This is a genomic window from Evansella tamaricis (genome assembly GCF_019042215.1).
Lineage (GTDB): Bacteria > Bacillota > Bacilli > Bacillales > Salisediminibacteriaceae > Evansella > Evansella tamaricis.
Genome location: NZ_JAHQCS010000107.1, coordinates 59,551 through 72,772, shown reverse-complemented (window position 1 = coordinate 72,772; position 13,222 = coordinate 59,551). Strand labels below are relative to the sequence as shown.

Below are 13,222 nucleotides of genomic sequence, written 5' to 3'. Positions count from 1 at the left end.
ATTTGTATTGATTTTTATATTCACATCATTTATGATTAGTCTTAAATAATTTAAGGCGATGAAGGGATAAAGTAAAATCAGCTTATTTTTCCGCAGAGAACCCCGGTAGCTGAAAAGGGGTAAAAATACTGATTTGAACAATGGGCTCTGAGCTGCGTGACTGAACTTGCCAAAGGCATCAGTAGGTTTCGACGAGTGTGGGTACTCGTTATCAAAACCACAGTATAAGAAACGGTAATTGCTGCGTTGACGAATCAGAACTATGATTCACAAACGATCCAACGGTCATTTTCCAGCGATTCATCGGAGTTCTGTACTTGCTAAGTCCAATTGTGTGAACAATTGGAAAATTAAGGTGGTACCACGTATAAGACTGCGTCCTTATCGAATGATAATGGCGTGGTTTTTTTATGCTAAAAAAGGGGGAAGTCCAACCAAACAAGAACAGACAACGCTAAAAGCTGAGTTTACATACACGAATACTATGAATTAAGTTCATCCATTTTTAACTAGAAATCAATATCATTTTTTAAAATTAAATGTATAACGATAATAAAAGAAGGGAGAGGTATACATGAGTCAAGCACTGGTATTGCAGACAGATTTTGGATTAAGCGATGGGGCGGTGAATGCCATGTATGGTGTTGCCCATTCAGTGAATCAAACTTTGCCCATTTATGATTTAACACACGATATACCTCCATTCAATATATGGGAAGCGTCATATCGGTTACTTCAAACTTGTAACTACTGGCCGAGGGAGACGGTGTTCGTATCTGTTGTAGATCCAGGAGTTGGTTCGGAACGTAAGAGTGTTGTGGCAAAAACCACAACGAATCAATATATCGTCACACCGGATAATGGAACACTCACCCATATTAGCCAGAGCATCGGCCTCGTGGAAGTAAGGGCTATTGATGAAAGGACAAATCGATTGCCGAAATCCGGTGCCTCACATACTTTCCATGGCAGAGATATTTATGCCTACACTGCTGCGAGGTTAGCGTCGAAGGAGATAACGTTTGAACAAGTGGGGCCACAAATTGATTTGAATTCGATCATAAATCTTTGCTCTCAGAAAGCCGATATAGAAAATGGTGAGATTAGAGGTATTATAGATATTTTAGATGTTCGATTTGGAAATCTTTGGAGCAACATTAGCCGTGACCTTTTTGAAAAACAGAAAATTAATTATGGGGAAACAGTGGAAATTGTGATTAAACACGGAAACCGAAAAGTGTATGTGAATCAGATGACGTACGGCAGGTCATTTGCCGATACGCGAATTGGTCAGCCCATTGTGTATGTAAATTCTCTCGACAATATGGCAGTTGCCATTAATCAAGGATCCTTCGCGAAAGCGTACAATATAGGAACAGGCTCCAACTGGAGTATTGCAATTCGTAAAACAGAATCGACCTATTCCAAAAATGGGATCAATTTAGCAACAAGGCAACATCAGCAGCAACAGTAAAACCAAAATTAAATCAGTGAAATTAGGAGGAATGGAACAAATGAATGGAAAATTAGCAACAAAAACAATCGTCGCAATTGGTATCGGGGTAGCTGTATTTGTCATTTTAAACCGTTTTGCCGCAATCCCTACAGGTGTACCTAACACAAACTTTCAAGTTTCTTACGCCTTTTTAGCATTAATGGCTGTCGTATACGGACCTATCGCAGGGGCATTAATTGGATTTGTTGGTCACGCATTAACAGATGCTATCGTCTGGGGATCTGTATGGTGGAGTTGGGTCGTTGTCTCCGGTTTTGTGGGGTTAGCCATCGGTTTAGTAGCGAAAAAGATTGATATTGAAAATGGAGTTTTTGGTTTAAAAGAAATCATTACCTTTAACGTGACCCAAGTGGTTGTGAACGCCATCGGTTGGATGCTCATTGCACCATCTCTTGATATTTTAATTTATGTGGAGCCTGAAAATAAAGTTTACGTACAAGGTGCTGTAGCTGGTGGTTTTAATATTTTAACAGTTGGTGTCATTGGTACACTTTTATTAATTGCCTATGCGAAAACACGAAGCAAGAGTGGAAGTTTAGACGCAGAAGCTTAATCTTCAACAACGCCGGGGGCATTCGCTTCCGGTTTGTTTTTTTGCAGAGGAATTGGTAAATTAAGATAGATAACTAAGATTCCTAATTGTTCGACAAAAAGTGGGGTATATTTGAATGAAAAATCCAATTATAGAATTCCAGAATTATAGTTTTAAATACAGAACACAGGTGTCTCCCACTTTACACGATATTAATCTCTCAATCTATGAAGGAGAGAAAGTGTTAATATGTGGTCCGTCTGGTTCAGGGAAAAGCACCCTCGGCCACATTATTAACGGCCTCATTCCCAATTCTTACAAGGGAGAGGTAACTGGAACCTTAAGGATTAAGGGAGAGGAAGTAACTAACCAAAATATCTTTGACAGGTCTCAATTAGTGGGCACTGTCCTGCAAGACCCGGACGGTCAGTTTGTGGGTATAACTGTCGGGGAAGATATTGCCTTCGCCCTGGAGAATAATTGTGCATCTCAAGAAAAAATGGTCGGCAGAGTGAAAGAAGTGTCTAAAATGGTGGACATGGCTAATCATCTTACTGCATCCGTACACCAACTATCCGGTGGGCAGAAGCAACGGGTTGCCCTTGCAGGAGTCATGGTGGATGATGTGGACATCCTTCTGTTTGATGAACCATTAGCAAATCTTGACCCTGCCACTGGAAAGCATGCGATCCATCTCATCGACCGCATCCAACGGGAAACGAATACAACTATTATTATCATTGAACACCGATTAGAAGATGTTCTGGCGTCACATGTTGATCGAATTATTGTGGTAAACAAGGGAAAAGTGGTCATTGAAGCGACACCGGCGGAGCTGTTAACAACAACCGTTTTAGAGGAAAATAACATTAGGGAACCATTGTATGTGAAGGCACTTAAATATGCCGGTTGCTCGATTACCGAGGAAATGCAACCAGAGCATTTGGACAACCTTGTTTTGGAAAAATGCCGTGAACGTATCAAGAACTGGTTTAAGGAAAGCCCTCCACCTATACCGCCAAAAATGGAAACACCAGTTTTAGAACTGAAAAATATCGATTTTACCTATGCCTCCGCAGACACGAAGACGTTGAAACAAATTTCATTCTCCATAAGTAAAGGGGAAATGGTTAGTATCGTTGGGAAAAATGGTGCAGGGAAATCCACCTTATCCAAACTTATTTGTGCCTTTGAAAAGCCTGATTCAGGTACTATCCTGATGGATGGAAAAGACATCACGAAGGAAACAATCAAAGAGCGGGCGAAACGTATCGGGATGGTGATGCAAAACCCTAATCACATGATATCTAAGCACATGATTTTTGATGAAGTGGCCTTTGGACTTAGGATCGAAGGGATTGCAGAGGAAGAAGTGAGGGAGCGTGTGGAGAAGACGCTGCGTATTTGCGGTCTCTACCCATTCCGAAATTGGCCCATCACTGCGTTGAGCTTTGGGCAGAAAAAACGGGTCACAATTGCTTCCATTCTGGTAATGGAACCGGAAGTGCTAATCCTTGATGAACCTACGGCAGGGCAGGATTTCCGTCATTATACTGAAATTATGGAGTTCATTGTGGAATTAAATCAGCTTGGGGTTACGATAATCATGATTACCCATGATATGCACCTCATGCAGGAATACACCCCGAGGGCTATCGTAATTGCTAATGGGGAAAAAATTGCCGATGATACAGCTGTAAATGTGATTACTGACCTGGAAGTAATTTCAAAAGCAAATTTAAAGGAAACTTCTTTGTTTGAATTGGCAGTAAAAGCAGGATTGGAAAAGCCAAAGGAATTTGTCCAACGGTTTATTGATTATGATCGGGAGGTGAGGGAACATGGCAGAAATGCTGTCGTACATCGAACGGAAATCTCCGATTCATAATCTTACAGGGGCTACCAAATTATTGTGTTTCGTTATGTGGTCCACTGCTGCGATGTTAACATACGATACTCGTGTCCTCGTTTTTATGTTCCTGGCAAGTCTCGTGATCTTTCAGATTTCGAAAGTGAAGATTCGGGAAGTATCATTCGTCTTAATTTTAATTTTGTTCTTTTTATTATTGAACAATATCGCAATCTATCTCTTCGCACCACAGCAGGGGGCAGAAATTTACGGCACGCAGACGGCTATCTTGACCCTTCCTGGAAACTATGATTTGACTCTTGAGCAATTATTCTATCAATTGAATATTACGTTAAAATATTTTGTGGTGATTCCAACGGCACTGCTCTTTATCATTACTACTAATCCAAGTGAGTTTGCCTCATCCCTGAATCGAATCGGGGTAAGTTACCGCATATCATACGCAGTGGCCATTGCCCTTCGCTACATTCCAGACGTGCAGCGGGATTATAAGACCATCGCCGTCGCTCAACAGGCAAGGGGCATTGATTTGTCGAAAAAAGAGAAATTGGCTACTAGAATAAAGAATGCCGCAAGTATCTTTACACCACTTATCTTTTTAAGTATGGAACGGATCGATGTTATCAGTAATGTAATGGACCTTCGCGGTTTCGGAAAAAATAAGAAACGGACGTGGTATGGATATCGTCCATTCCAAGCCAGAGACTTTGTGGCACTAGGACTACTTCTCATACTGCTGGTAGTTTCCTTAGTCATCACATTTAATGATGGGAACCGATTCTATAATCCGTTCGTTTAATATAGAAGGAAATTAAACCAGTTGTATTAATCATATCGTAACTTAAGGAGAATGGAATGGAACATGAGAGAATAATTGACTCAGAAACTAGTATAGAATTGGAATTGAAACGTGAGCTCGATAGACTCAACCACAAGCTTGCCATTTTGTATGCTATAACTGGTGCCACCATCATCTACGGTTTGTTATGGTTTATGTATTTTTTCGATTGGATTGGCGGATTTGTTTTCGTAGGAGCAATACTCTTTTTTTCCTCGATTACCATTGTATTTCTCATCCTCCAGCGGAAAAGGAAAAATCGGAGATTGGCAGGAACGATAGTATTGATTCTTCTGGCTGCCTTTCTGATCTTCGAGCTCCCAATCTTACAGTTTGAGAGTCACACCTATCATGTCAGTTCCTATTATGAACCGGAAGATCTGCTCGGTGATTCAGGAATTCACATTCTTGCCGTAAACACGAGCGATATTTATTATATTGAAGATCGGGAATGGCTTGTGGAAGGTTTGAAAAAAGACGGTATTGAAGTTCTTGAAGTATATGAAGTTACGAATAAGGACCGCTTCAATAGTAAAATGGAATACTTAATAGACCTCCTATTTTCACGGAAGAGTACGTTTCAAGTTATGGGGGAAAATGTCCGAGAACATATCGTGGATGATATTGATGAAATTACTTCTTTTTTACAACGGGAAAATTTGGATGGAAATAGTGCTGGATTAGCCCTTGGTTTGACGGCAATGGTGTACCGAGGGGAGCTTGAAAATAAAACTGCGATTGGGGTTACTGGAACTCTGGAGCCAGGAGGAGAAGTGGGACCAGTGGGAATGGTTATGGAAAAAACGCTTATTTCTGAGTTGAGTGATTTATCCGTCATCATTGTACCCGAATGGAATGTGGCAGAGGCGGAATATGCTAAACAGGAATACGGACTTTCCATTGAAATTATTAGTGCAACCCATATTGACGAAGCAGTGGAAGCGATTCTCCAGTTGAATAAAGATTTTTATCCATAAGAGTGAAGAGTTGGCTGTGATAGGTGTATTAATATGTATAGATAAAATCAATTAATGGGGAGTGAGGATAAGTGGATAATCTTTCCTTTGGAAACCTTCATACACTTGGCAATGTCGTAAAGGAAACCGAATTGTACAGGCAATTTCACTTCCCTGAAATGTTGGTTATGTACGATGCCAACTACATTGAGTTTAAGAAAATGCCGTCGGTTCCAGAATTTAAAGAGGCCGAAGAGTACTTAATAAATTTTCATCAGGCCCATGGGCAAGATCACGTGAAATTTTATTTTCCCGATGGTGAAAAACCAGATTCAAATCTGGAAATATATTTGACTTCCAATGGGTATGAACTGGACTTTATGGAATTATACGGAATTCGCCCATCTGGATTTCCAGAGATAAATCCAAATTTGTCAATTAATGTTCAGGTGGTATCGGAAGATAATGAAACAGCTTTTTTGGACCTTAATTATAAACATAGTCTAGACTATGGAAAAAACTACGCAGACCAGAAACGAGAACTTCTCAAGAGGCAGTTAAAGGATACTAAGCACGTTAAGGTTTTGGCGTATTATGAAGGGGAACCAGCTGGATACGTTCATTTAATTCAATCGGATGATACAGTTGAAATCGACGATCTCCATGTGGATGACGAGTTTCAAAAAAAGGGGATCGGAAGCGCCTTGCAGCAATTTGTGATGAGTAATTATCCGGAAAAAATAGTCATTTTAATCGCAGATGGAGAAGATACTCCAAGAGAAATGTATCAAAAGCAGAACTATCAGTATGTTGGTTTAAGATATGAAGTGTTGCGAACTTTTTAGTGTAGGTTGACTCAACATCTCCTTTTGGATAGGTGGTGAAACAAGCGCAAGTAGCTGGATTTCACCTCCGAACCAACCTATGCCAATAAGATCAAAGAATCAAATAGCATCGTTACTATCAACTCCAAAAGGTCATATAATTACATTTACAAAACCACTTTTGTTTGTTTACAATACAAACAAAAGTGGTTTATTTGTATTCGAAACAAATAAATTACCAAGTTCAAAGCACGATACTTATAACCCAACAACTATTAAACTAACAAGCTGCTATAGGAAGATCACCTACCCAATCAAGAACGAGTTGACTACAGAACGACGAATCAACCACCACAACCTAATAACACAATAGTAATACACTTCAAAACCAACTTTATAGGAGAGATGATCATGAATGTACCTCACAAATTAAGAGTGATGAATAAATCGTTAGTATTAAACATCGTCCGTGAACACGGAAGGATTTCACGGGCACAGATTGCCTCAAAAACGAACCTGACACGTGCGTCGGTGTCACAAATTGTGAATGACCTACTAGAAGATAATGTCATTTATGAAGCTGGTACTGAAAATAGTGCCCTTGGAAGAAAGGGAATCGGTTTGGAATTTAACCGATCCTATGGATATACACTGGGAGTAGATCTTGGTGGAACTAAAATATCTTTAGGTCTATTTGACTTTAACGGTGACATCATGGAGAAAGAGACATTTCCAACCTATGAAGTGGATAATAGCAATGAATTTATACATTTGTTGGGAAATAGCCTTTTAAAATTTATGAGAAAGCACAAAGTGGCTGATGAAAAACTTCTGGCGATAGGAATTGCAAGTCCGGGGATCATCGATTATAAAAATGGGATTGTGGTGGAAGGGTCACCAAACTTGCCAGAGTGGGATAGTCTTAACCTCAGTAAAGAAATTGAAAAAATTTTTGATGTACCTACATTTGTTGAAAATGATGTTCGTTCTGCTCTTATTGGAGAGTTCTGGAAAGGGAAATGCCAGGGTGTAAAGAGTGCAGTTCTTCTTTCCCTCGGAACTGGTGTGGGCTCTGCCTTGCTAATTGATGGACATATCATTCGTGGCGCAGGGAACGGAGCAGGGGAAGTGGGTTATTTTCTATTTAACCGAGAGCAATTGAACCAAGATTGGGGAAAAGAGGGATGTTTAGAATCCTTAATATCAGGTTCCGGCCTTCCGAAACAATATGACAAAAGACGGCAGATGGAACAGTCTAAATCAAACACATCTCCTTCAGATGGGAACAAAGACCCGAAGAGTAACCACGAACAAGTAACTGCCAAACAGATTTTTCAGATGGCAAAAGAAGGGGAACCAATAGCGGAGGAACTTGTGGATGAATTTATTGATTACTTATGCCTTACCATCTTGAATCTAATTGTCACGGTCAACCCGGAAAAAATAGTTCTCACAGGGGGACTCTCCCGTTCTGCAGATGTTTTTCTGGAAAAAGTGAAGGAGAAGGTGAACCGGCATACCTTCACTCAGCATGCCGTGGATCTGGAAGTCTCAAATCTTTTTGATGATGCTGCATTAAGTGGAATTGCCATACTATCTTTAAATTCCCTTCTCCCCGATATTAATTTCATGCAGGATATCAAAATTAGATGAACATGATCAGTTGCTAGTTATCAACAGGTACGCTCAAACTACATTATCACCATTTTAATAAGGTTTGTAAAATAAAGGTAGGAATAATACCATTTATTTGTTAGTAAACTTTACAAACGATAACCCCTTTCGGGAACAGGTATGTCCCGATCATATATGATGATGTCAGTAATTATTCGAAACTATAGTAAAAAAATGACTTGGGTTTCCGCAATTTAATGTATCAAAGTGGTAAAATGGTAATTTTATTACCTATCTGGGACAATTGATTGAAAATTTAAATATATCGTGTTTTACTAAGTGAAAGATATAAATTAGTTTAGTTAACTAATTAAAAGAAACGAACAACTAGGGAATAAATCCAAAATAGATGGGATCGAGAGGTGAGGAAATTGACAAAGAGTTTTACATCATTGCTGTCAGAACAACCTATGAATATTATTGTCAGTCTTCCAGTCAATTCGATGGAACATGTAAGAGCTGCAATTGAAGGTGGAGCTGATGTTTTAAAAGTACATATGAATGTGGAACATCGGGCAAGTGGGAATACCTTTGGAACATTTGATGAAAATCAAGAATTTTTTGAATCTATGAATAAAGCCTTTAAAGGGCCAATGGGAATAGTTCCAGGAGATTCCCCTGAGAAAGTAACCGAAATAGACATTCAGAGGTTAAAAAAAGTTGGTTTTCAGTTTTTATCCATTTATGGCCATACTGCACCAGCTTGGTTATTGGGGGACAATCATTTAGAAAAAATGATTGCCATATCAAATGAATATAAACAGCATGAACTCCAGGCTTTTCAGCAAGCAGATATTCAAATCCTCGAGGCGTCCATTATGGAACCATCACATTATGGAACACCTTTAACAATCCAAGACATACTCCATTATCAACACTTACTACAACAAGTAAATCAGCCAATTGTCATTCCAACACAGAAGAAGGTGAGTATCGAGGACTTGAAACCACTCTATCAAATAGGAGTTCATGGACTTATGATCGGCGCAGTCGTTACAGGGAAAAATCCAGATGGTATCTACGAGACTACGAAAGCGTTCAAAGAAAAAATTCTGGATTTAAGGAAGTGATTTAATGAAACGAGAGGAAAAATTTGATGTTGTTGTTGCAGGGGGAGGTCCATCAGGAATTATGGCAGCCATCGCCGCTGCACGATCTGGAGCAAAAACCATGCTTGTTGAACGATATGGATTTCTTGGGGGAATGGCTACCAATGCACTAGTTGGACCTTTGCAGACCTTCCACGCAGGAGAAAAGCAAATTGCCAAGGGTCTCGGCGAAGAGGCGATTCAGCGATTAAAAAAGATTGGCGGAACCCCTGGTCATGTGAAAGATATGATTGGTTTTGTGCCTACTGTCACACCAGTTGATGTGGAAAAATTAAAATTCGTCTATCAAGAAATGGTAGAAGAAAGCGGAGTACACCTCCAGCTTCATACAGTGGTTACAGGAGTTCAACTAGGGACAGATTCAAATTTGGAAGCGCTTCACTTATATAATAAATCTGGTCATTTTCAGGTGGAAGGCAAGGCCTTCGTTGATTGTACAGGGGATGGTGATGTTGTTCATTATTCAGGTGTTCCTTACGAAAAGGGGCGTCCAAAAGATGGATTGGCCCAGCCCATGAGTATGATGTTTCGAATGGGAAAAGTGGACCTGGAGCAAGTGAAAGCCTACATGAAAGAGAATGTGGATGACTTTGTCCTGGCAGATGAATGGGAAGATGCCCCTTTTGTAGCCGTCTCTGGTTTTTTTAAACTAGTGGAAAAGGGCAAGAAGGATGGAAACCTTAAGGTGGAACGGGATCGAGTATTGTTTTTCGAACTTCCAAATGAAGGGGAAATTAGTGTAAATATGACCAGGGTAATCAGATACGATGCAACAGATGGCCAGGCATTAAGTCAGGCGGAAGTGATTAGTCGAAGACAAGTCATGGAAGTCGTTCAATTCCTTCAAGAGTATATACCAGGTTTTAAAGAGTCTATTTTAATCAATTGTGGAACCCAGATAGGAGTTCGGGAATCCAGAAGGATTATTGGGGAATACATCTTAACAGGGGAAGATCTTATTAATGGGAAAAAATTTGAGGATTGTATTGCACTAGGATCATATCCAATTGATATCCATGCTCCGGACGGGGATGAATTAAATGTGATCGAAATGGAACCGGGTACAATCTATGATATTCCGTATCGATCTATATTAAATAATAAAGTACGAAACCTGTTAGTGGCAGGAAGGTGTTTGTCAGCCACACATGAGGCATTGGCATCAGCTAGAGTTACTCCAACTGCAATGCTCGTTGGCCAGGCCGCAGGGACTGCAGCTGCAATGGCGGCGAAAGCAGGCGTTTTGCCCCGAGAAGTAGATATCAAAAGTTTGCAGGAATCACTGAGAAAGCAAGGGTGCTATTTATCTGAAAACGAAGTTGAGGAGAGCTAAGGCATGATAAAAAAAGGTGGAGATCAAAGTTTTGTTAGAATTCATAACCAAAACTTAATTCTCGATGAAATCATTAAAAAGAAACAGATTTCCCGTGCGGATTTATCGAAAAGCTTGAATATCAGTGCACCTAGTATCTCAAGCAATGTGGAACCCCTCCTCCGATCAGGGATCTTACGGGAATGGGGGCCCGGAAAATCTGTTGCAGGAAGAAAACCAATTATGCTTCAATTTAATTCAAAATATGGCTACATACTAGGAATAGATCTCAGTAAAGGCCAAATCATCAGTGCCCTCAGTGACTTATCAGGAATTCCGCATGTTATTACAAAGGGAGAAAAAACAAGGAATGTGGTTGGGCATGACTTGATTAATATGATTGAAGAACATATTTACAAAGTGTTAAAGAGGGAAGGCATGGAACTGTCCTCCATCCTAGCGATCACGATTGCATCTCCAGGAATTATGATGAATCACCGACATATTCGAATTGATCCTGAGCAGATACATTGGCAGGATACGAATCCAGCACTTATCTTACAGGAACGATTAAATGTTCCAGTCGTCATTGAAAATGATATTAATGTAGCTGCACTAGCGGAATATAAAAACTTGAAAAAATATGAACGAACGGAAAATATGGTTTTTATCAGTGTCGGCAGGGGATTAGGTTCAGGATTGATCATTGGGGGACAACTCTATAAAGGTTCATTTGGCGGGGCTGGAGAAGTGGCTTTGATGTCATCTTCCATCTCCCAACAGCACTTGAGTTATTATGAAGCACTCCTTTCGCTGGAGACATTTAAGCAAGAAGTTGCTGGGAATCAGCCGAATTCGTCACCACCGATCAATGAGGAAGAGGATGAACAGTTCCTCCAACGGGTACAAGATCTCCTGTCTAAAGGTGATCCCTTTGTGGAACAAGCAGTAAATAAAATTTCCCGTCATATCGCTGTCATGATAGCAAATGTATCAGCCCTGTTAAATCCACAACTAGTCGTTGTGGGAGGGGAACTAATGGCCTTATCTAATTATCTTTTTCCGAAAATTAAGAATGATGTATACACATTATACCCATTTCCAATAGAGATGAAAGTTTCCGAAGAAGTGGAGCATGTGGGGCTCCATGGAAGCCTAGTCATAGCTCGAGATGAAGCTATTAGACGTTTAATTAAATAACAAACTAGAAGTCTTTTAAAGGGGTGATGTTCACAGGAAATGCAATTAAATGCTGAGTGTCGCAACCGACGAAAAATGATAAGGGGGATTAATTGTGAAAAAGTGGATGTTAGCTTTACTAGTACTTACCATGTTGATTGTTACAGCGTGTGGAGGAGACGATGATGCTTCCGGTGATGGATCCGCAGAATTAACCATATGGGTTGCAGGTAATAGTGCGCAAATACAGGAAACATTCAGTTCGATCATCGACGATTTTAATGAGCAGTATGAATCAGAAGGAATTACAGCAAATGTGCAGTTTGAGCCTTGGGGTGAACTGGATCAGAAGCTTAGTACAGCATTAGCAGGTGGTGTTGGACCTGATGTATTTATGCACGGGGCAGCAGCGGCGGCAGGATTTGCTGACGGAGGTCAGATTGAACCGTTAGATGCTTATTTTGACGGTTGGGACGATTACTCCGATTTTAACCCTGGATACTTAGAAGCTGGTTCTGTGGAAGGGGAGTACTACGTTGTTCCTATTCAAGGGGCAAACCGTATGATGTTCTACCGGGAAGATATTTTTCAAGAGGCTGGGGTAGAGATTCCGGAGACTTTAGATGAATTGCTTGAAGTTAGTGAAGCGTTTGTGGAAAAAGATGGATCCCGCTTCTTAAGAGCAGCAACCACATTACCGACAGAAGGAAATGATCTTCAGCAAGTATGGAGTGCGTTCCTGTGGTCCAATGGGGGAGACATCTTAAGTGAAGACTTTTCGGAAGCCGCTATTAATTCCGAAGAAGCAATTAAAGCCATCGAATTTTATAAAGGATTCTTTGAAAATGATTTAACACCAATCGCCGGAATGGATGGTCAAGGGGATCAACATCCATTAGGTACGGGAGAAGTGGCCTTCACTTTTGATGGAGTATGGGCCATTGAGCAAATTCTTGCGTATACACCAGATGCCTATGATCACGTGAAAGTGGCACCGCCACCACGTGGACTTGAAGGAACAACGACATTAGTAGGATCATCCGGATTCTTTATGAATGCCAATTCCGATCATAAAGATGAGGCATGGGAATTAATGTCTTTCATCGGTAATCAGGAAAACATTGAAAAAGTATCTGCAGAATTAAAATTCTTGCCTGTAAGATTATCTGTAGCGGATGCTGATTTCGTTCAAGAAGATCGACTATTTTCTGAGTTTGTACAATTGACAAATGAAGTGGATGGAAAAGCCAATCCAAACGTACCTCGATGGACGGCCATCCGTGATATCGTTGCATCAAGTGTGGAGGAAGCCATTTATGGTCAACTAACACCTCAGGAAGCTGTGGAAAAAGCGGAACTAGAAATAAACGAAGAGTTAAATCGATAAAAGGTTAAGTAGGGGGAAGTAATTC

The 13,222-nt window shown here is 40.3% G+C and carries 11 protein-coding genes and 1 other annotated feature; all 11 genes read left to right on the top strand.

Features of this window, described 5'->3' with window-relative positions; translation table 11 throughout:
- Positions 1-49: 49 nt before the first annotated feature.
- Positions 50-386 (top strand) — a binding site (T-box leader).
- 188 nt (positions 387-574) lie between these two features.
- The 11 genes from KS419_RS13320 (at position 575) to KS419_RS13270 (ending at position 13,197) form a co-directional block, all read left to right on the top strand.
- Entirely contained in the window at positions 575-1,474 is a 900-nt protein-coding gene (locus KS419_RS13320) for an SAM hydrolase/SAM-dependent halogenase family protein (RefSeq protein ID WP_217066900.1), read from the top strand.
- A 40-nt stretch (positions 1,475-1,514) separates the two neighbouring features.
- On the top strand, positions 1,515-2,069 hold the full coding sequence (locus tag KS419_RS13315) for an ECF-type riboflavin transporter substrate-binding protein (protein ID WP_217066899.1): 555 nt from the start codon (positions 1,515-1,517) through the stop codon (positions 2,067-2,069).
- A 115-nt stretch (positions 2,070-2,184) separates the two neighbouring features.
- Positions 2,185-3,936, top strand: coding sequence for an ABC transporter ATP-binding protein (locus KS419_RS13310; RefSeq protein ID WP_217066898.1), 1,752 nt, complete (start codon positions 2,185-2,187; stop codon positions 3,934-3,936).
- Positions 3,890-4,717, top strand: a complete 828-nt coding sequence (locus KS419_RS13305; protein WP_217066897.1) for an energy-coupling factor transporter transmembrane component T family protein — start codon at positions 3,890-3,892, stop codon at positions 4,715-4,717. Before KS419_RS13310 ends, KS419_RS13305 begins: the two co-directional genes overlap by 47 nt.
- Positions 4,718-4,773: 56 nt before the next feature.
- Complete coding sequence (locus tag KS419_RS13300) at positions 4,774-5,733, top strand: S16 family serine protease (RefSeq protein WP_217066896.1); 960 nt, start codon at positions 4,774-4,776, stop codon at positions 5,731-5,733.
- 71 nt (positions 5,734-5,804) lie between these two features.
- Entirely contained in the window at positions 5,805-6,557 is a 753-nt protein-coding gene (locus KS419_RS25520) for a GNAT family N-acetyltransferase (RefSeq protein WP_217066895.1), read from the top strand.
- A gap of 390 nt (positions 6,558-6,947) precedes the next feature.
- The gene (locus KS419_RS13290) at positions 6,948-8,189 is read left to right on the top strand and encodes an ROK family transcriptional regulator (RefSeq protein ID WP_246594016.1); all 1,242 of its coding nucleotides are present in this window, start codon (positions 6,948-6,950) and stop codon (positions 8,187-8,189) included.
- 392 nt (positions 8,190-8,581) lie between these two features.
- Positions 8,582-9,280 (top strand): hypothetical protein, encoded by a 699-nt coding sequence (locus KS419_RS13285; RefSeq protein WP_217066893.1) that lies wholly within the window; start codon positions 8,582-8,584, stop codon positions 9,278-9,280.
- 4 nt (positions 9,281-9,284) lie between these two features.
- Positions 9,285-10,652 (top strand): FAD-dependent oxidoreductase, encoded by a 1,368-nt coding sequence (locus tag KS419_RS13280; protein ID WP_217066892.1) that lies wholly within the window; start codon positions 9,285-9,287, stop codon positions 10,650-10,652.
- 3 nt (positions 10,653-10,655) lie between these two features.
- Positions 10,656-11,831: an ROK family transcriptional regulator gene (locus KS419_RS13275; RefSeq protein ID WP_217066891.1), complete on the top strand. Its 1,176-nt coding sequence runs from the start codon at positions 10,656-10,658 to the stop codon at positions 11,829-11,831.
- 94 nt (positions 11,832-11,925) lie between these two features.
- Entirely contained in the window at positions 11,926-13,197 is a 1,272-nt protein-coding gene (locus KS419_RS13270; RefSeq protein ID WP_217066890.1) for an ABC transporter substrate-binding protein, read from the top strand.
- The last annotated feature ends 25 nt before the right edge of the window (positions 13,198-13,222 follow it).